We start from the raw sequence: 17,482 nt of genomic DNA, 5'->3' as shown, positions 1-17,482 counted from the left end.
ATCGAGAAGGACAGACCGTCGAACAGATCTCACGACACCGCTATTTTGGCCCGCGATCGGTTTTCGACCGAACTGAAAACACCTGCTTCTGTTGGGAGCGTTGAATATGCATGTGTCTAGAATCCATGCATCCGACTCAACTCGAGGGCGTACCCGAATCGAACGGGGCGACTAGCTCACCATGAAAAACGCACAAACTCGCCACGCTTAAGCACGGCGGCCTGTCACTACTGGTATGACTCGCGGGTTCTACATCGGGCGGTTCCAGCCGTTTCACAACGGCCACTACAGCATGGTCGAACGGATCGCGGAGGACGTCGACGAACTCGTTCTCGGGATCGGGAGCGCCGGCGATTCCCACTCGACGCGGAACCCGTTTACCGCGGGCGAACGCATCATGATGATCACGAAGTCGCTCGTCGATTTCGACCTCGTGACCTACGCGGTGCCGATCGAGGACTTAGAGCGCAACTCCGTCTGGGTGAGCCACGTCCAGAGTATGAGTCCGGATTTCGATATCGCGTACTCGAACAACCCGCTCGTCATCCAGCTTTTTCACGAGGCCGGCGTCGACGTTCGCCAGTCGCCGATGTTCAACCGAGAGGTCCTCGAGGGAACAGAACTCCGCGAGCGGATGATCGACGACGAGGACTGGGAAGGGCTGGTTCCGGACCCCGTCGTCGACGTCGTCGAAGAGGCCAACGGGATCGAACGGCTTCAGATGGTAAACGACTCCGATTCGAACGGTACGTAACCGATCAGGATGATAACGCTCAGTTCCGATTTCGGCTCGCCGTATCCGGCGGCGATGAAAGGCGTCATCAGTCAGAAGACGGATGCTCGACTCGTCGACGTCTCCCACGACTTTCCGCGCGGAGACGTCCGAACGGCCGCGTTCTGGCTCCGAGAGATCCTTCCCTACTATCCGCCGGCGTCCCACCTCGTGGTCGTCGACCCGGGCGTCGGAACCGACCGCCGTGCGGTCGTCGTTCGAGCGGGCGAACACGCGCTCGTCGGCCCGGACAACGGCGTCTTGTTCCCGGCCGCTCGAGCGCTTGCGGCCAGTACCGACGGATCCCTCGAGGCGTTCGAAATCGACGACTCGGCGACCGAAACCGACCTGCTCGAGATTTCTCACGTTCCGGAGACGGCGGCTGAAAACCGCCCGAACGGCCGAAGCACGACGTTTCACGGCCGAGACGTGTTCGCGCCGGCCGCCGCGGCGGTTCACGAAACGCCACTGGATCAACTGGGCTCTCTCGAGGGACTCTCGCCTATCGGCGCGCTCGATTCGCTCGTCGAGGAGACGTTGCCGACGGCCGCGCTCGAGGCTGATTCCGACCGAGCGCGCGGAGAGGTACTCGTCGTCGACGACTTCGGGAACGTCATCACCAACGTTCCCGGCACGTTTCTGGCGGATCGCGAATCGGTCGTGGCGAACGGCAGTCGGGTCCCCGTCGGAGCCACGTTCGCGTCCGTCCCAGTCGGCGAGCGACTCGCGACCGTCGGGAGTCACGGCTACGTGGAACTCGACGTCAACGACGGACGCGGCGACGAGGCGTTCTCGCTCGAACCGGGCGACGAAGTGGTGCTCGAGCCCTGAGCGGCCGTCTACCGTACACCGACGAAGAGACCGAATCGATTCACTGTTCGAGAACGTCTCGAGCCCGGGTGTGGGGGTCGATAATTATCTCGCCGTCCGATCGGACCGTCACGTCACAGCGGGAAAACGAAAACGACACCGACCCGTCGCCGATCCGGGGTTCGTCGCCGCGCCAGTGAACGAAAATCGCGTTCAGCGCGTCCGGGTCGATACACTCACCGAGCGCATCGAGGTCTTCAGGTTCGACGCCGAAAACCGACGACACTGTTACGAGAAGCGCCGTGCTCACCGGTTCGGACTCGTCGTTGTCACACCACGTGTGATAGGTTCCCTGACCGTCGTCGTAGTAAACAACCTGTCCAGTCGCCTCACCGACCTTTCGCAATCGGTCCGACGGCGAGTTCCCCGGCATGACCGAAACGGTTTTGCTTGTTAACACTTAACAATGTTGGCCGGTTCGAATATCTATCCGTCGGCAGAACCGCCGGTAACGGCCACCGTCGACTCGAAACGCAAAATTTGTATTTCGCTCTCGAGCGCGAGAGTTCGACGTCGTTACTCGGCGGAGATGACGTCGTCGATTCGCGCGATCATCGTTGCTGCTTCCGTCGCGCTTTCGACGGCCTCGCGTTTGACGTCGGCCGGGTCGACGACGCCGTGCTCGAGCGGGTCACCGATCGTGACGTCCTCGCTGTCGGTGATCAGACCCGCACGGCCCTCGGATTCGTGGGCGGCCCGGAGGTCGACGAGCGAATCGATCGGGTCCCGTCCGGTGTTGGCGGCGAGCGTCCGCGGGATGATATCGACCGCGTCGGCGAACGCCGTAATAGCGAGCTGTTTGCGACCTTCGATGCCGGCGGCTTCCGAGCGGACTTTGTCCGCGATGGCGATTTCGGTCGCACCAGCGCCGGGGACGACCTCGCCGGATTCGAGCGCGGTCGCGACGACGTCGAGTGCGTCACCGATGGTTCGCTCGAGTTCGTCGACGACGTGTTTGGTTCCGCCGCGGACGAAGACGGTGACCGATTCGGCGGCCGAACCGCCTTCGATGAACGCGAGTTCGTCGTCGTTGTAGCTCTCGGTTCGGACGTGCTCGGCGTGGCCGAAGTCGGCTTCCTCGAGGTCATCGAGCGAGCCGACGCGGCTGACGCCCGTTGCTGATGCAACGTTTTTAGCGTCCGAACTGCCGATATTCTCGAAGACGAGAACGCCTTCGTTTGCGAGCTTGGCGGCGACGCGGTCGTCGACTCCGTCGGTCGTGAACACGACATCTACACCGCTGTCGACGATCGTTTCGGCGTAGCCCTCGAGTTCACCTTCCTCTGCGTCGATGGCGGCGTTGAGCTGATCGATCGAGTCGATCGCGTACTCGGCGTCGACCTCGCCGGTCTGTAGCTCGAGTTCGACGTCCAAGAGAGCGATCGACGCGTCTTCGACGTCGGTTGGCATCCCGTCGTGAGCGGGCTCTTCGTCGATGACGATTCCGGGAACGAGTTCCGTCGCGTTCGAGGAGGCACCGACCTGCGTGTGGACGGAGACGTTCTCGCGAGCGACGCCGTCGTCCGTCTCGACGTGGCGAATGGTTTCGACGACGGTTTCGCCGAGTTCCTCGGCCGTCAGCCCGCCAGTTCCTTTGCCGGTCATGCTCGATTCAGCGACCTGACCGAGAATGTCGTCGTCAACGGCGACTTCGCTTACCTGTTCGTCGATCGCCTCGAGGGCGATGCGGGCGGCTTCGTGATACCCTTCGACGATGGTCGTCGCGTGGACGTCCTGCTCGATGAGGTCCTCGGCTTCGCCCAGCAGGTTGCCGGCGAGTACTGACGCGGTCGTCGTCCCGTCCCCGACTTCGTCCTCCTGGGACTCGGCGACTTCGACGATCATCTGTGCGGCCGGGTGCTCGATGTCCATCTCGTTCAAGATGGTCGCACCGTCGTTCGTGATGACGACGTCGCCGCTCGAGCCGACGAGCATCTTGTCCATGCCGCGGGGGCCGAGTGTCGTCCGTACCGACTCGGCGACCGCTTTGCCGGCCATGATGTTCGACGACTGGGCATCGCGGCCCTGCGTTCGCTGACTATCCTCGCTCAAAACAAACATCGGCTGTCCGCCCATGCGTCGCTGTTGTGCCATAGTTGAATCCTCACTAAGTATGTCATCAGCACTTCTATATAACCTTTTCCCTACAACGTCGGTCCCCTCTGGCGATTGGTCGTGGGACGGTGAGACACGCATCGAAAACGTTCTTTCGATAGGGAAATATGGGCTGGCCAACAACTACTGGTTGGGATGCTGGAGTTGGAACACGGGTTTCGCATCGTCGATGTCTACACGCGACTGACACCCGGTACCGAAACGAGTGGGGGGCCGCAGGTGATCTCACCGGATCGTCTCGAGCGAGAGATGCACCAGGCTGGTATCACGAGGTCGGTCGTCTTTCCGCGCGCAACGCCGGAAACGAGCTATGTCGCCGCGAACAATGGGGTTGCACGCCGGAGCGTCGATAGACCCTTCGTCGCGTTCGCCCGCATCAACGGCTCCGAAAAGGGCGGATCGACGGCCACGAGCCGGCTCCGGAACGCCGTTTCCGGCCGGAAATCGTTTCACACGACGCCGGAAGACGTCGAACAGTACGCGTACGACGACCGATTTCACGGGTTCGTCCTCGATCCGGCTACCGACGGATATCCCGATGTGACCGTCCTCGACGTGCTCGAGGACGTCGGACACCCGATTATCGTCTCTGGCGGACGGAACGCTCCCCCGACGCAGATCGCAGCGACGTTCCTCGAGCGTTCGATTCCCGTCATCGTCTCTCACTTCGGCGGCTATCCGCTCGACCGCGACCTGATGAACGGGATGATCGACCTTCTCGAAACGTACGACGAGTGTTATCTCGAGACGAGTTTCGTCAGATACCGGGACGTACTCGAACGCGCGCTGCTCGAACACCCCGACCGGGTCCTGTTCGGCAGCGGCGCACCGGATTGTCACCCCGACGTGGCCGTCATGGAGATCCTCACGCTCGACGTCTCCGAGGACAAGCTCTGGCGTGCCTTTTCAAAAAATACGTGTCGCGTGATCGACGCGCTCGCGCCGGATCACGGCTGAGAACACGACCCTCGTGACAGAAATCGAGACCGTTCGTACCTGATACCGCGACTACTCGCGTTTCCGGTCGAAACCTACTCCGCCGTCGTGTCGCGTCGATCGTACACCTGCACCGCGCGATCGTGTCTCACCGAAAGCCCGTTCGGGTTCCGGCGCAACGATCGGTCGGCATACCGAGCCCGAACGCCGTCTATGAAACCGCTTCCCAGATTTTTCGTCACCGATATCCCGTCGTCGAACCAGCCGGTTGGCGTCGATTCGCCGGACAGGATGGTCCGAATGGCACTGACGCCATCTCGAAGCGCACTGGCACCGATCCGGCCGACGACCGTCGGTCGCGGTCCGTCGTTCTTTGCCAGTCGATAGGAGAGCGATCGATACGTCGTTCCCCAATCGGGTTCGCGCCGACCGCCGTCGGTTTCGACGTCACACTGTATCGCCATCTCGTCCTCGCAGGTCACGTCGAACCCGAGTGCACTAACGCGGTGTGCGCAGTCTCGAGAGCCATCAACGGAGAGGTACTCGTCGAAGCCGTCGAGCGCCTCTAACACCGACGAGTCGAACGCGACGTTGTCACAGTCAAACAGAGTCACCGTTTGCCCGTCTATCTCTCGCGGTCGTCGAGAGATCGCGTCCCGGACGCCCGATATCGGCCCCGTAACGATGTCGGCGCCGGCTGTAATCGCGTTCTCGACGGCCTCGTACCACCCTCGTTCGATCGCGTACCTGCCGTCCAGAAACGCGATGACATCGCTCGAGGCGACCTCGAGGCCGGCGTTTCGAGAGACGTTCGTGTTTCGTTCCGAGATTTCGACGAGGACGTCGACGTCCTCGCGCTCGCGAACGACACCGGTCGTTCCGTCCGACGACGGGCCGTTAACAACGATGATTTCGGTCGAGGATGGCGTTCGATCGGTCAGGACATCGAGACTAGAGACCAGTTGCTCCCGGTCGTTGAGCGTCGAGACGACTACCGAGAGCTCCATATGAATACGTAGATTCACCCAACAGTAAAAATAGAATGGGGTTTTTCCCACGTCGGATAGTTAGCGAGTTGTTATCTAACGCTCGTATTCCAGTAGGAGACCGACGAGAGGTGGTCGGTAATCGGGAGCGTTCCGACGAGCGAATCGAGCCGACGGATTGGCGACGCGAAGACGTTCGGAACCGACCGGTAGAACCCGTACGGGACGATGAAGTCGTCTTCGACCGCCTCGAGTTTGAGTTCGGTTTTGGCGAGCAGGACGCTCACCTCGCTTTTCGAGTAGAGTCGCGACCCCATCGGGAGCGCCCAGTTGTAGATGCTCCGGGAGGAAAACCTGTTGAACGTATCGAAGACGATCTGATCGCGCGAAACCCGGCGCATTTCACGCAGGAATCCCTCCGGATCGTCCGCGAGATGGAAAAACCGCATCGCGACGACCGTATCGAAGTGATCGTCCGGGAACGGGAGTCGTCCTGCATCCCCGCGGAGGAAATCGAGATTCCCCGAAACGTCTACGTGCTGTGCTTTCTGGCGTCCGCGCTGTAACATCGCAGCCGAAATATCGAGTCCCACGACGTTCGCACCGCGTGCTGCGAGCATCACGGTGAATCGCCCGGTACCACAGGCGATTTCGAGTACGTCTTTGTCCTCGAGGGGAGCGATCGCCTCGAGTACGGCCTCCTTCTCACGCTGGTCGATCAGTTCACCACCCTGAGAGAACCGTTTGTCGTCGTACTCCTCGGCGACATCGTCGGCCTGGTACCACTCCTGTCCTTTCACACTGGGCGAAACTACAGGTGTCGGAGGATAAAACAATACTGGATGACGCTGAGGGGCGATTTGGAAAGTATCTCGGGCGGTCAGGTTACGTCTTCCCGGAGAACGACTAGCACGGAGCGCCGCTATCGGAGGAACAACGGAGCGCTGCCACAAGCTCTCAGAGCGGGTTCGGCGAGCGAGACACAGATCTGAACGTGAACAGCCAGCAGGAAACCGTCGTCGATCGGAGACGCCCCGCCGTCACTGTCCCGCGATTACGCGGTCGGGCCGAATTCGTACGATTACCCGGTCGCTCTCTTCATCGTCGTGGTAGGGGTACTCCTCGACGTCCATGTACCGCTGTGCGAGCTGATCGATGTGATCGACGGCACCCTCGGTCGTCATCTCCTCGACGGCGCCGCGGATCGAGAGGTATTGGTACGGGTCGTCCGGATCGGTGATCGAGAGCCCGATCTTCGGATTCTCGGAGATGTTCCGGGCCTTTTGTCGACTTCGAACGGTGTTGATGAGAATGTAGCCCTCGTCGTCGATATCGACCCAGACCGGAGTCACCTGTGGCGTTCCGTCGGGCATGATCGTCGAAACGTGCGCGATGCTTTCTCGATCGAACAAATCCTGATACTCCGCTGGGATAGATTCCATACGACCACCAACGACCGCGAGCGGGAAGAGCGGTTCGCAAATCAAATATATATACTACTAATACACCTATTACAAACTGGATTGTTCCTATCCACATATAGGGAAGCTTTACCATCGTCCATTCGCTGGGGATGGTATGAGTATGAGTACGGCTGACGAGCAAGCTGGCGCCGCCGAAGAACCGCTGACCGAAGCCGAATACCGTGACCGCCTTCGTGACCTGCCGCCGAGCGCGAAACTCGTCGCAAAAGTTCTCGAGACGGATTCTCCCCTTTCACAGGGACAACTCGCCGAAGAATCGCTGCTTCCGGATCGAACCGTTCGCTACGCGCTCAATCGACTCGAGGACGTCGAACTCGTCGAATCGCGATACAGCTTCCGCGACGCGCGCAAACAGGTCTACTACCTCAACCACTGAAGCGGACGTGACTGCCAGCGACGCCCCGGGCCGAGAGCCTGCCGAAGCCACATATGGGGGAGACAGCTGTTGGCCTCGGATACGAGCCGCACAGGATCGTATGGCACCGTTCTGGTAACGCTACTGTCGTTCCGATACGCATTTTTCTCCTCGAGCGAACCGTCTATTATGAACATCGTCCGCCGCTCGGTTCCCGTCGAGACCGCCGCACCGGGCGGAGCGACGAACGCATACCTCCTCGGGACCGATCCCGCGGTCCTCGTCGATCCCGCGGATCGAACCGACGAACTCGACGACCTGGTCGCGGCGCGCAACGTCGAACACATCGTGGTGACCCACACGCACCCGGACCACGTCGGCGGTGTCACCGCATACGCCGATCGAACCGACGCCGCGGTCTGGGCCCACCGCGGTCACGTGGATCGATTTCTCGAGGCGACGAACCGCGATCCGGATCGGCTGCTGTGGCCCGGTTCGACGATTTCGATCGGGGACGGGTCGGGAACCGCCGATACGGTTACCGTCCTCGACGCGCCCGGCCACGCGAGCGATCACATCGGGCTGGTCGTCGGAGACGGAGGTCCGATCGTCTGCGGAGACTGCGCGATGGCCGAGGGGAGCGTCGTCGTCGGCGCTCCTGACGGCGAGATGCGGGCGTACATGACCACACTCAGACGCCTCTGGGCCATCGACCCGCCCGAACTGCTTCCCGGCCACGGTCCGGTCATCGACCACCCCCGAGCGACCCTCGAGCGACTTCTCGAGCATCGAATCCAGCGAGAACGACGCGTGCTCGCGGCCGTCGATTCCGGAGCCGAAACGCTGGACGAGATCCTTGAGGCCGCCTACGAAAAGGATCTGAGTGGCGTTCGAGCGATGGCTCGAGCGACGGTGCGTGCTCACCTCGAGAAACTCGCGGTCGAAGGACGGGTCGACTGGGATGGCGAGCGAGCGCGAGCGCGCGAGTCCAATTCGGCGTGATCGGCCCTCGGCGTAATCGGTCCGGATCCGCGTTGTCGACCGACGGTCGCCGGCAGCCGCCGACAGCAACTCATTTTTCCGCTTCGGCGACGAGTGTGAGGTGTGCAGTCTCTCGAATCGGAACTCGAGCAGGCCCGTGACCTCTCGGAGAGCGATCTGGCGGACGCGATCGAATCGATCGGATTCGAATGTACGCGCTGTGGCGCGTGCTGTACCGCCGAAAAAAACGACGACAGCGGAGATGGAAGCACCGACGCCGAGGCGACCGAAGCGCACACGGCGACGGTCTTTCCCGACGAGGTCAGAACGCTGCTCGAGGGGGCGAGCGATGAGGTGGACTCCGATCGCGAGCCGCGAGAGCTGGCGGTCGACGGCGCGACCGCCGACGAGTGGCGAGACGTCGCTCGCCCGATGCCGTACGGATTGACCGAAGACGAGGACGGCGACCTCGAGGGCGAAACGTTCGAGTGGGCGCTGCAGACGACCGCCTGTGGAGATTGCGTATTCTACGAAGAAGACGAACGGGGAGTCGGCGGCTGTGTCGCACACGAGGATCGGCCCCTGATCTGTCGGACCTACCCGTTCAGCGTCGCGCTCGCGGGAACGAGCCAGCCGATGGGCGAGGCCGTCGACGAGGAAGGACTCGTTCGGGCCCACGAGTGTGAAGGACTGGGCCGAGACATCTCCCGCGTGGACGCGGAGGACCTCGCCGGCGCGTTGAAAGAACGGGCCGTGCGGGAACTCGAGGAGGCCATCGCCGTCAGAGACAACTACGAGCCCACATCACCCGGCCGCGACGGAGTCGTGGTTCACGATTCCGAAGGCCCGAAACGAGCGGACGGGACGCCGCTCGAGGAGTAGCCTCGAACGCACGGCGCGTTCGGTGACAAAACGACGACCCAGGAGTGACCAGCAGAGATATTAGGCGGGTGAGCAAACCGCCACGCATGGATATCGACTGGGACGAGTGCAGCCACATCACGAAGGTCGATCCGGCCAAACCCCTTCCGTCCGACCTCGAGATCCTTCGGAAAACGGACCTCGTGATGGTCGGCGGCTCGGACGGCGTCACCGAAGCCAACACGCTCGAGGCGATTCGGTCGATCACGGACGCCGCGCCCGATATTCCCGTCTTTCAAGAACCCTACGACGCGAGCCACGTCTCGAAGGAGACGATCGAACGAGCCGATTACCTCTCGGTTCCGGCCGTCTACAACGGCGACTGGGACCACTTCGTCGGCAAACACGTCGAGCTCTTTACCGAGATCGGACGGAAACCGAGCGAAACGTTCGGCTCGAGCGCGCCACTGCTCGGAGACGTGATCGAATCGAAGGGGATCGACGCGATTTCCGACCTCGTGACGAAACTCGTCGGCGAAGGGTACGTCGTCCAGCACCTCGATTCGGCGGCGGCCGAAGTCTCCGGCGTCGATACCGTATACACGCCCGAGGAGGTCGCCGGCGCGGCGCTCGCGACCGAGGCGTTCTACGGCTTTCCGATCCTCTACGTCGAGTACTCGGGCACGTACGGCGGCCCGGAAGACGTCGAAGCGGCGGCGACGTACCTCAGCGACACCACGCTGTTGTACGGCGGCGGGATCGACAGCCGCGAGAAAACGGCCGAGATCCTCGAGGCGGGCGCGGACGCCGTCGTCGTCGGCGACTGTTTCCACGAGGACCCCGACACCTACCTCGAGACGATTCCGAACCGGTAGTCCGTGGCTCGATCGAAGCTAGTCGATACCGTCAGAACCCCTCGGATAGGGCCGGATCGTCAATACCGGGAGAGCGGTGCGCTCAGAAGACAGTTGTGGTGTCACCGTGGAGAGCACTCGTCGTCCGGGCGGAGTCGACGGCCTCGAGCGGTTAGAAGGTTTCTTCGATCACTTCGCCGACCGCGAAGTTCGATTTGACCTCGCTGACTTCGATTTTGACCCGTTCGCCCACGTCCGCTCCGGGCACGATGATGACGTAGCCCCGCTCGACGCGAGCGATGCCGTCGCCCTGTTTGCCGATGTCTTCGATCTCGACGTATCGAGTTTCACCGACATCCACCGGTGGCTGTGGTTCGGATGGTGGACTCGTTCGCTCGGATGTGACTGGCGTCTCCTCGGTCGCCTCGTCCCGTGAGATCAACGCAACCTTGTAAATTTCCCCCGGTTCGACGCCCCCGGTTTCGACTTCCTGTCGTGGTACTTCGATGACGTATCGATCCTCCTCTTTCGAAACATCTGTACTGAACAGACACAGGAGTTTTTCAGATATTTCCACAGTTAGACCCTCACGTTTCTGTCTGAATCGCATGCATAATAGAACTACCGACCGAAGGATCGCGTTTTCGGCTGCGTCGGCCCCGAACGCCGTCGACTTGCGATTCGAGCGAGTCGCGAAACCGCCAGCAGTGACGGGGTTTGTGCGCTATTGTTCATCAATGGCACGGCTCGATCGCATCGATAACATGGCTGGCCGATTCTCGAGTGACCTCGAGACGCGCCTCTGGCGACGGCTCCAAAAGAATCGATCGACCGGTTCTCAGTCCGCGCGGTTTAGCGAGCGTACCGTCGCAAACCGGGTCAGATCCGCGTCTGCCCCGGAATCTATCTCGGTGACGGATTCGTAGGGGCGATTGACGACGATGTCGCCCGCGCGACTCGAGCCGATGCCGGGGATCGACTCGAGTTCGGCCATCGACGCGCTGTTTACGTCGAGCGGGTACGGGACGCCGGAAACCGACCGGTAGCCGTGGTCGACCACCGCCACGTCGATCGTCCGCCCCAACTCGAGTTCGCCGGGGATGCCGACGAGCAGCGGATAGGTGCCGAGTTGGCGGCCGAACGTCGTGCCGTCCTGATGGTACTCGAGGTGGACGTCCGGCAGGACGGTTCCGTTCGGCGCGACCCGAGAGAGCATCGGGTTGTCGATTTCCTCGCGGACCTGTTTCTTGTAGCGTTTGAACAGGTCTTTGTGCTCGTTGGCGATCGTCGCCCCGGTATCCGACATCTCGGTCCCGTCGAAGGACATGACCTGCCGGATGTTGATCCGGCGGAGCATGTACCCCTCCTCGTAGACGCGCCTGAGGAACTCGAGGTTTCGCTCGTAGGTCTCCTCGCGCTCGGCTTTGAGTCCGTGCAGGAGGTTGATTCCGGGCAGTAGCTTCGGGAGGCGAGTCGGCGAATTGCCGCCTGCTGACCCCTTCCCCGGGCGGTCGTCCGGTCGCTCCGTTTTCGAGTTCCCGTCGGGTCGCCAGCCCGCCTCCTCGTTGACGATTTTTACCGCCTCGAAACACTCCTCGGCGCTGACGTTCAGGTTGTTTTCCTCCTGAACGAGGGGATCCGCCGACTCGAGACCGAACGCGGCCGTATCGCCCGGCGTGTTGTGCTCGGCGATGATCCGGATCCCCTCCCGACTTTCCTCGGGCCAGTTGACGATCGTGATGGGGTTCATGTTGTCGAGGTGCAGCGTCTCGAGGTCGGGTGCGACCTCGCGGATCCCGCCGTAGAGTTCGCGCAGCGCCTCGGGATTCGGCGCTTCGCCGTCGCCACCGTAGGCGAGGATGTCGGCCTGCCGACCGATTCGAAAGTGCGTGACGCCGTGGTTCGAGAGCGCGTCGACCTCGCCGACGACGGTCGGCGGCGGTCGGAACGTCGGGTTTCCGTAGAGCGGTTCCGTACAGAACGAACATCGGTAGGCACAGCCCCGGGAGGTCTCGAGTTCGCAGATCAGGTGCTCGGGGTGGTTCGGGTGCTGTTCGACGACGAACGCGCCCTCCTGGGCCCAGTGAGAGACTTCGTCGACGTCTCGCATTCGATTGTTAAATCCCTCGAGGCCGCTCTCGACGAGGTCGTAGACCGCCGCTTCGACGTCGCCTTTCGCGACGAAGTCGAAGTCTAAATCCTGGCGCTCGGTCTCGGTCGCGCCGGCGTTTTCCTCGCCGACGCCGAACTTGACCGGACCGCCCATCAGGGTCGTCCCGCTCGCCGTCCAGGCGAGTTTTCGGACCTCGTCGGGCTCTGCGGGGGTTCCGCCGACGTACTTCCCCGGGACGGTCATCCCGCCGAGGTAGACGAGGAGGTCGGCCTCGTCGACGTCCCGCCAGCGGTCGGGTTCGTCGCGCAGGCCGTCGATCGTGTGGTACGTGATCCGCTCGCGCGGGACGCCCGCGTCGACGAGCGCGCCGGCCGCGTACCGCGGATACGTCGACATGTACGGCGGTACCCCGAAGTGTGCTGGCTCATCGACGTAGCCGTCGACGATCGTCACCGAGAGCGTTTCGGGGTCTGTCATGGCACAGTGGTAGCGTCTCGAGGCCTAAAACGGTGACTACACGACCTGGCGCTTGCGTCCTGGATGCTATCCCCACAGCCGTGCTGTGTGCGGACTGACTCTCGGCTCCGGGACCCAATCGTTCTTAATCGTACTCCCGCTAGTGGGGCGTATGCCACCGACCGAAGAGATCACGTGCACCGACGACGACTGTTTCCTCGACCTGTTCGAGAACCACTATACCTACGACGTCCCCGAAGACCACTCCGTCTCGGAGCTGTCGTGTCCGGTCTGTGGCGGCACCGATTGTCTCGAGGTCGTCGAACTATGACAGCCTCCCCAGTGTGAACGGCGGGGCTCTCTCGCTGTTTTAGGTAGCCGGCATCCCCCAGATGGAGCCACGTGCCGTTAGCGATTTCCGATCCGCATGGCCCGACTGCGTCGGGGTGTCCCGTCAGACGTTATTTTCCATTCAGCAAAACCAATATCAACCAGGGCCTCCTACACCCTATCGTGGGTATGTACGTCAGTCAGTCCCTGTGTGTGGTCCCCGCTCGTGGTGGTGTGCCGTGACGCTCAAAGACATCGGCGGTTCGGTCGGAAACGTGCTGTATCGACAGCTCGGGCGCGTCAGTAGTTACACGCAACGCTCTCGATCGCTCTCGGCGGATATCCTCGAGAACGATACGTCGTATCTCGTCGTCTTCGATGCACCCGGTGCCGAAGCCGAAGAGCTACAGGTCCGATACCTCGAGGGGACCGTCGGCGTTAATATCAATCGCTTCCGCCGGTTTCACGACGGGTTCAGAATGCGGTTTCCCGGTCGCTCGATGTCGCTCGAGGGCGAAGCCGAACTTCCCGAGGACGCGATCGTCGAACCCGACGCGGGCACGGCGCGACTGACCGAAGTCGGCACGCTCAACGTCGAAATTCCCAAAGACGGCACCGCTACGGACGTGGACGATCACCCGGACGGCCTCACGGTCGGCGAGGCCGACGGCGACGCAGAAGACCTCCCGGTCGACGACGCCGATGGTGGCAAATCCGGCGGACCCGAAGCCGACGAAATTACGATCGACGACTGAACCGCGCCGATCGAATTTTTTAGCGCCAGCCAGCCTTCCAGCGCAGCTGGCCCGAAATCACCTCGAGTTACAGTGAGGGGCATTCCGTCGAGCCACAGCGACAGGCGGCGAGGCGGTCTAGTTCTCCGACTCGACACCCATTCCTTCGACGATTTCGAACGACTCGTCTCCCGCGAAGCGGGTCGGATCGAACCGCTCGAGGTCGCCGTCACCGTCGCCGAGGACCATCCCGGCGAGTCGCTCGCCGATCGCCGGCGCGCGCATGAATCCCTGTCCCTGAAACCCGGTCGCGACGAACAGCCCGGATCGGAGTTCGCCGACGAGCGGGTCGCGATCCGGCGTCGCGGTGCAGAGTCCCGCCCAGGAGCGGTCGATCTCGAGGTCGACCCCCTCGAGGCGCGATCCGACGCGACTCGGGATACCCTCGAGGAACGCGGGCGAGGCCGACCGGTCGTACGCGTCCGGATCCGCTTCCACCGGTTCGGTTCCGTTCCCGACGAGGATCCCGTCCGGATGCGGGCGAACGTAAAACCCGTCGGTCGCGTCGTAACACATCGGTTCCTCGAGCGCGGCGTCGGCGACCAGCGCCTGGACGCGATAGGGCTTCATCGCGATCGGAATCCCGGCGTCGGCGAGCAGTCGTTTGGTGTGTGCGCCGGCGGTGACGACGACGACGTCGACCTCGCGTTCACCGACGGCACGTCCGTCAGCGTCGACGGGTTCGATTCGCGGCGGGTCGAACGACACGTTCACGGGGGTATTCGACTCGAGGGTCGCACCCGCCCCGGTCGCAGCGGCCGCGAGACAGGCCGTGTACTGGGCGGGGTCGGTGTACCCGGCCGCACCCGCAACGGCCGCCACCGCCACGTCGTCGCTCCGCAGGGCGGGGAACCGCTCGCCGAGTTCCACACCGGTCATCTCGAGGGCCACAACGCCGTTTCGTTGCATTCGATCGACCTGCTCGCGGATGGCGTCCTCGCGCGCGTCGTCGCCCTCCCGCGCGAGCCAGACGTACGGACACTCGACGAACGGGAAGGTATCGTCGCCCGAAAAGGCGCGGAACCGCTCGATCGCGTCGCTCGCGATTTCGGCGTCGAGCGCAGACGCGAACGCGTCGTAACACAATCCGGCCGCTCGCCCGCTCGAGCCGCTGGCGACGGAGCCGCTGTCGTAGAGCGTTACCGACGCGCCGCGGCGGGCGAGGTCGTAGGCGGTCGTCGCGCCGACCGCGCCGGCACCGACGACCGCGACCTCGAGTCCCGCCCCCGCTCCGGCGAACGCGTCCGCACCGACGGCGAGTTCCGCATCGGAGTCGTCCTCGCTCACGACCGATCACCAGGGATTCGAGCATCGTCGCTACGCGGCTCGGGCGAGCGCACAGCGGTGACGAACGGTTCGGGAGAGAACGCTCCGGGGAGGAAACTTCGACGGCCGCTAAGAGAAAAACGCACCCATCGTACCATGCCGGAAACTCGGAAGCGAGGGATCTTATTACCACTGGTGCTCGTCACGTTCTGCGATCGGCTCCGGCTACTCGAGGAGCACGGTTCTCGACCCGATAATCGGGGTTCGATCGATTACTCGAGGACCGTGTCGAGTCCGCGTGCGGGGTAGCCGACGATGGTCGTGGCACCGGCCTCCCGCAAGCGCTCGGTTCGCTCGCGAACGTCGGCTTCCGGGCCGGCGAGCGCGTAGTCGTCGGCGGCCTCGAGCAAGATTTCTCGGGCTCGACCCTGCGCGCTCGCGTCCGTTCGCGCACCCTCCGGGAGGGCACTCGAGACCGGACGGCGGCGAGCGAGGTAGGGGCCGATCGCGCCGAGGATTTCGTCGGCGTCGTCGGTGAACACCGCGGGCGCGTAGACCGAGATCCGACCGTCGAACCCCGCACGACGCAGGGATCGAAGCTCCCGTTCGGTCGACCGCGAGAACAGTTCGAACTGAGTCGCCCCGGTGGCCATCGCGATCCGTTCGAGGCCCTCCGTACCGACCCAGGCCTCGGGGTCCGTCTCGAGGGCGGCCCCGAGTCGCGGGGAGACGGCGCGCGCCCGTTCGTCGTCCGTGAGGTAGGCCGCGTGGCCCGCGACGAGAACGCGCCCGGCGTCGTCGGGGAGCGTCTCGAGCAGCGTCTCGTCACCGAGCGGGTCGAAGCCGTCGGCGCGAACCGGCGTCGTCACGAAGAGGTCCGCTGTCTCGGCGAGGGACTCGAGCACAGCGGGCTCCGGCAGGTGAGAGCGGCCTTCGTAGTCGATGACGATCGTCTCGACGTCGAGCGACTCGGCGTTCGAGACGTCGCACTCGGCGGGTTTGAGCGCGATCGCATCCAATCCGGCACGGGTTACTGGGCTCGTAGCTGTCAACATTGACGGTCACCTCGCGCGGGGACGGCGGTCGACTCCGCGGCTTCGATCACGATACTTCGTCTGCGCGAGTATCCCAGGCTCGGTGATGCGCCCGCAAAAGCGTGGCGCTTCCGCGCCACAGCGGGCCTCGTCCGGCGTCAGAACGTCGACCGTTCCATCCGGTCGCCGGGCTCGAAATCGGTCGCTAACTCGAGCAGTTGCACCAGAATGTTCCCCGTCGCGCCCCAGACGGTGTAGCCGTCGACGTGGAAGTAGTGGACGACGGCCTCGCCGTAGGCCGGATGGCTCCGTCGCTCGCACTCGTAGTTGTCCGGATCGAGGAGTCCCGACAGCGGGAGGATCGCGATTTCCGCCACTTCACTCTCGTCGGGGTCGTACGCCCGGTCGGGTACGCGAACGACGAACGGCGTGACGGCGTATTCCGTGATCGTCCGAATGTCGTCGAGTTGCCCGACCACGTCTGTCTCGTAGGCCTCGAGACGGATCTCCTCTGCGGCCTCCCTGAGACCGGTCTCGAGGATCGTGTCGTCGACAGGTTCCGCCCCGCCGCCGGGGAAGCTCATCTGTCCCGGGTGCTCGCCGAGGTGGTCGGCGCGTTTCGTAAAGAGGAGATGGTCCTCCCCGTCGCGGTCGATAACCGGCGCGAGGACGGCGGCGTCGTAGGGCTGGTCGTCGATCTGGATCGGCTCGTGATCCGCGACGGCCTCGAGACGAAGTCGCGCCATGCGCTCAGTCGAGCCCCTCCTCGATGTGAGCGCGTTCGTCCGAGAGTTCGACCGGTCCCCACGTCTCGATGTCGTAGCTCACCTCGAGCAAGTCCCGGAGTCGGTCGTCGTCGGTCTCCCCGTCCAGTGCCGCCTCGACCGCATCGGTGAACCGCTCTCGAGCGGCCCGACCGAGGACCCCCCGATCGAACCGGCGGCGGTCGATGTCGAGAATGTGTGGCACGTCCTCCGCGTATTCCGGTACCGTCGGGAACGCTGCCGGCCCGGAGACGAGGAACGTGGTCTCGGGGTCAAGCGCCGTCTCATCCGTCGTCACGCGCTCGGCGGGACACTCGAGCAGCGTGAACGACTCGAGGCCGTCGTCGATCGCCTCAGAGAGCGCGTGCTCGTCGATCGAACTCCCGTCAGCGCGAAAGGCGGCCTCGGAGAGCGCCCGCTCGAGTTCGTCCCGGGAGAGGCCACCGAAGAGGTCGACGACGCCAGCGAGTTCGTCAGCCGTCGCGTCCATACCCCCGCTAACGGCGGGTCG

Annotated in this window: 20 protein-coding genes; 9 read left to right on the top strand and 11 right to left on the bottom strand. The window is 63.3% G+C overall.

Annotation, left to right across the window (positions count from 1 at the left end):
• The first annotated feature begins 235 nt into the window (after positions 1–235).
• Entirely contained in the window at positions 236–754 is a 519-nt protein-coding gene (locus tag HALLA_RS02845) for a nicotinamide-nucleotide adenylyltransferase (protein WP_049951969.1), read from the top strand.
• Between the two features lie 9 nt (positions 755–763).
• Positions 764–1,603 carry an SAM hydrolase/SAM-dependent halogenase family protein gene (locus HALLA_RS02840; protein ID WP_049951968.1) on the top strand — a complete coding sequence of 280 codons (840 nt, stop codon included), beginning with the start codon at positions 764–766 and terminating at the stop codon, positions 1,601–1,603.
• A 40-nt stretch (positions 1,604–1,643) separates the two neighbouring features.
• Here HALLA_RS02840 and HALLA_RS02835 read toward each other — a convergent pair whose 3' ends face one another.
• Both HALLA_RS02835 and thsA read right to left on the bottom strand, forming a co-directional pair.
• The gene (locus HALLA_RS02835; RefSeq protein WP_049951967.1) at positions 1,644–2,015 is read right to left on the bottom strand and encodes a HalOD1 output domain-containing protein; all 372 of its coding nucleotides are present in this window, start codon (positions 2,013–2,015) and stop codon (positions 1,644–1,646) included.
• A gap of 143 nt (positions 2,016–2,158) precedes the next feature.
• A complete protein-coding gene (gene thsA, locus HALLA_RS02830) occupies positions 2,159–3,703 on the bottom strand; it encodes a thermosome subunit alpha (protein ID WP_049953987.1) in 1,545 nt (514 codons plus the stop codon).
• 189 nt (positions 3,704–3,892) lie between these two features.
• Here thsA and HALLA_RS02825 point away from each other — a divergent pair, with 189 nt between their 5' ends.
• Positions 3,893–4,714 (top strand): amidohydrolase family protein, encoded by an 822-nt coding sequence (locus HALLA_RS02825; RefSeq protein WP_049951966.1) that lies wholly within the window; start codon positions 3,893–3,895, stop codon positions 4,712–4,714.
• Positions 4,715–4,788: 74 nt separating this feature from the next.
• On the opposite strand, the gene HALLA_RS02820 is transcribed toward HALLA_RS02825, so the two are convergent.
• The 3 genes from HALLA_RS02820 to HALLA_RS02810 all read right to left on the bottom strand — a co-directional run bounded on the left by HALLA_RS02820 (position 4,789) and on the right by HALLA_RS02810 (position 7,121).
• Positions 4,789–5,700, bottom strand: coding sequence for a glycosyltransferase family 2 protein (locus HALLA_RS02820; RefSeq protein ID WP_049951965.1), 912 nt, complete (start codon positions 5,698–5,700; stop codon positions 4,789–4,791).
• A 71-nt stretch (positions 5,701–5,771) separates the two neighbouring features.
• A complete protein-coding gene (locus HALLA_RS02815; protein ID WP_049951964.1) occupies positions 5,772–6,479 on the bottom strand; it encodes a class I SAM-dependent methyltransferase in 708 nt (235 codons plus the stop codon).
• A gap of 240 nt (positions 6,480–6,719) precedes the next feature.
• Positions 6,720–7,121, bottom strand: a complete 402-nt coding sequence (locus tag HALLA_RS02810; protein WP_049951963.1) for a PPOX class F420-dependent oxidoreductase — start codon at positions 7,119–7,121, stop codon at positions 6,720–6,722.
• A 136-nt stretch (positions 7,122–7,257) separates the two neighbouring features.
• Between HALLA_RS02810 and HALLA_RS02805 the strand changes: the two genes are divergently transcribed.
• The 4 genes from HALLA_RS02805 to HALLA_RS02790 all read left to right on the top strand — a co-directional run bounded on the left by HALLA_RS02805 (position 7,258) and on the right by HALLA_RS02790 (position 10,235).
• Positions 7,258–7,539: a MarR family transcriptional regulator gene (locus HALLA_RS02805; protein WP_049951962.1), complete on the top strand. Its 282-nt coding sequence runs from the start codon at positions 7,258–7,260 to the stop codon at positions 7,537–7,539.
• A gap of 168 nt (positions 7,540–7,707) precedes the next feature.
• Positions 7,708–8,520, top strand: coding sequence for an MBL fold metallo-hydrolase (locus HALLA_RS02800; RefSeq protein WP_049951961.1), 813 nt, complete (start codon positions 7,708–7,710; stop codon positions 8,518–8,520).
• A 102-nt stretch (positions 8,521–8,622) separates the two neighbouring features.
• Positions 8,623–9,381 (top strand): YkgJ family cysteine cluster protein, encoded by a 759-nt coding sequence (locus HALLA_RS02795; RefSeq protein WP_049951960.1) that lies wholly within the window; start codon positions 8,623–8,625, stop codon positions 9,379–9,381.
• Positions 9,382–9,467: 86 nt separating this feature from the next.
• Positions 9,468–10,235: a heptaprenylglyceryl phosphate synthase gene (locus HALLA_RS02790; protein WP_049951959.1), complete on the top strand. Its 768-nt coding sequence runs from the start codon at positions 9,468–9,470 to the stop codon at positions 10,233–10,235.
• Positions 10,236–10,386: 151 nt separating this feature from the next.
• Here the strand turns inward: HALLA_RS02790 and HALLA_RS02785 are convergent, their stop codons facing one another.
• Both HALLA_RS02785 and HALLA_RS02780 read right to left on the bottom strand, forming a co-directional pair.
• Positions 10,387–10,791, bottom strand: a complete 405-nt coding sequence (locus HALLA_RS02785) for a TRAM domain-containing protein (protein ID WP_049951958.1) — start codon at positions 10,789–10,791, stop codon at positions 10,387–10,389.
• 261 nt (positions 10,792–11,052) lie between these two features.
• The gene (locus HALLA_RS02780) at positions 11,053–12,804 is read right to left on the bottom strand and encodes a radical SAM protein (protein WP_049951957.1); all 1,752 of its coding nucleotides are present in this window, start codon (positions 12,802–12,804) and stop codon (positions 11,053–11,055) included.
• A gap of 151 nt (positions 12,805–12,955) precedes the next feature.
• Here HALLA_RS02780 and HALLA_RS20915 point away from each other — a divergent pair, with 151 nt between their 5' ends.
• Both HALLA_RS20915 and HALLA_RS02775 read left to right on the top strand, forming a co-directional pair.
• The gene (locus HALLA_RS20915; protein ID WP_169732105.1) at positions 12,956–13,114 is read left to right on the top strand and encodes a DUF7559 family protein; all 159 of its coding nucleotides are present in this window, start codon (positions 12,956–12,958) and stop codon (positions 13,112–13,114) included.
• A gap of 238 nt (positions 13,115–13,352) precedes the next feature.
• Positions 13,353–13,868 (top strand): Hsp20 family protein, encoded by a 516-nt coding sequence (locus tag HALLA_RS02775; protein WP_049951956.1) that lies wholly within the window; start codon positions 13,353–13,355, stop codon positions 13,866–13,868.
• 117 nt (positions 13,869–13,985) lie between these two features.
• On the opposite strand, the gene HALLA_RS02770 is transcribed toward HALLA_RS02775, so the two are convergent.
• From HALLA_RS02770 to HALLA_RS02755, 4 genes are all read right to left on the bottom strand, one after another.
• The gene (locus HALLA_RS02770) at positions 13,986–15,194 is read right to left on the bottom strand and encodes an NAD(P)/FAD-dependent oxidoreductase (protein WP_049951955.1); all 1,209 of its coding nucleotides are present in this window, start codon (positions 15,192–15,194) and stop codon (positions 13,986–13,988) included.
• 251 nt (positions 15,195–15,445) lie between these two features.
• Positions 15,446–16,225 (bottom strand): DUF7388 family protein, encoded by a 780-nt coding sequence (locus tag HALLA_RS02765; RefSeq protein WP_394298872.1) that lies wholly within the window; start codon positions 16,223–16,225, stop codon positions 15,446–15,448.
• A gap of 140 nt (positions 16,226–16,365) precedes the next feature.
• A complete protein-coding gene (locus HALLA_RS02760) occupies positions 16,366–16,953 on the bottom strand; it encodes an NUDIX hydrolase (RefSeq protein ID WP_049951953.1) in 588 nt (195 codons plus the stop codon).
• A gap of 4 nt (positions 16,954–16,957) precedes the next feature.
• Positions 16,958–17,461: a DUF7109 family protein gene (locus tag HALLA_RS02755; RefSeq protein ID WP_049951952.1), complete on the bottom strand. Its 504-nt coding sequence runs from the start codon at positions 17,459–17,461 to the stop codon at positions 16,958–16,960.
• Positions 17,462–17,482 lie beyond the last annotated feature (21 nt).

Source organism: Halostagnicola larsenii XH-48 (genome assembly GCF_000517625.1).
In the GTDB taxonomy this organism is placed as follows: Archaea; Halobacteriota; Halobacteria; order Halobacteriales; family Natrialbaceae; genus Halostagnicola; species Halostagnicola larsenii.
The sequence above is the reverse complement of the archived record's forward strand: the minus strand, read 5'-3'. Positions and strand labels throughout refer to the sequence as shown.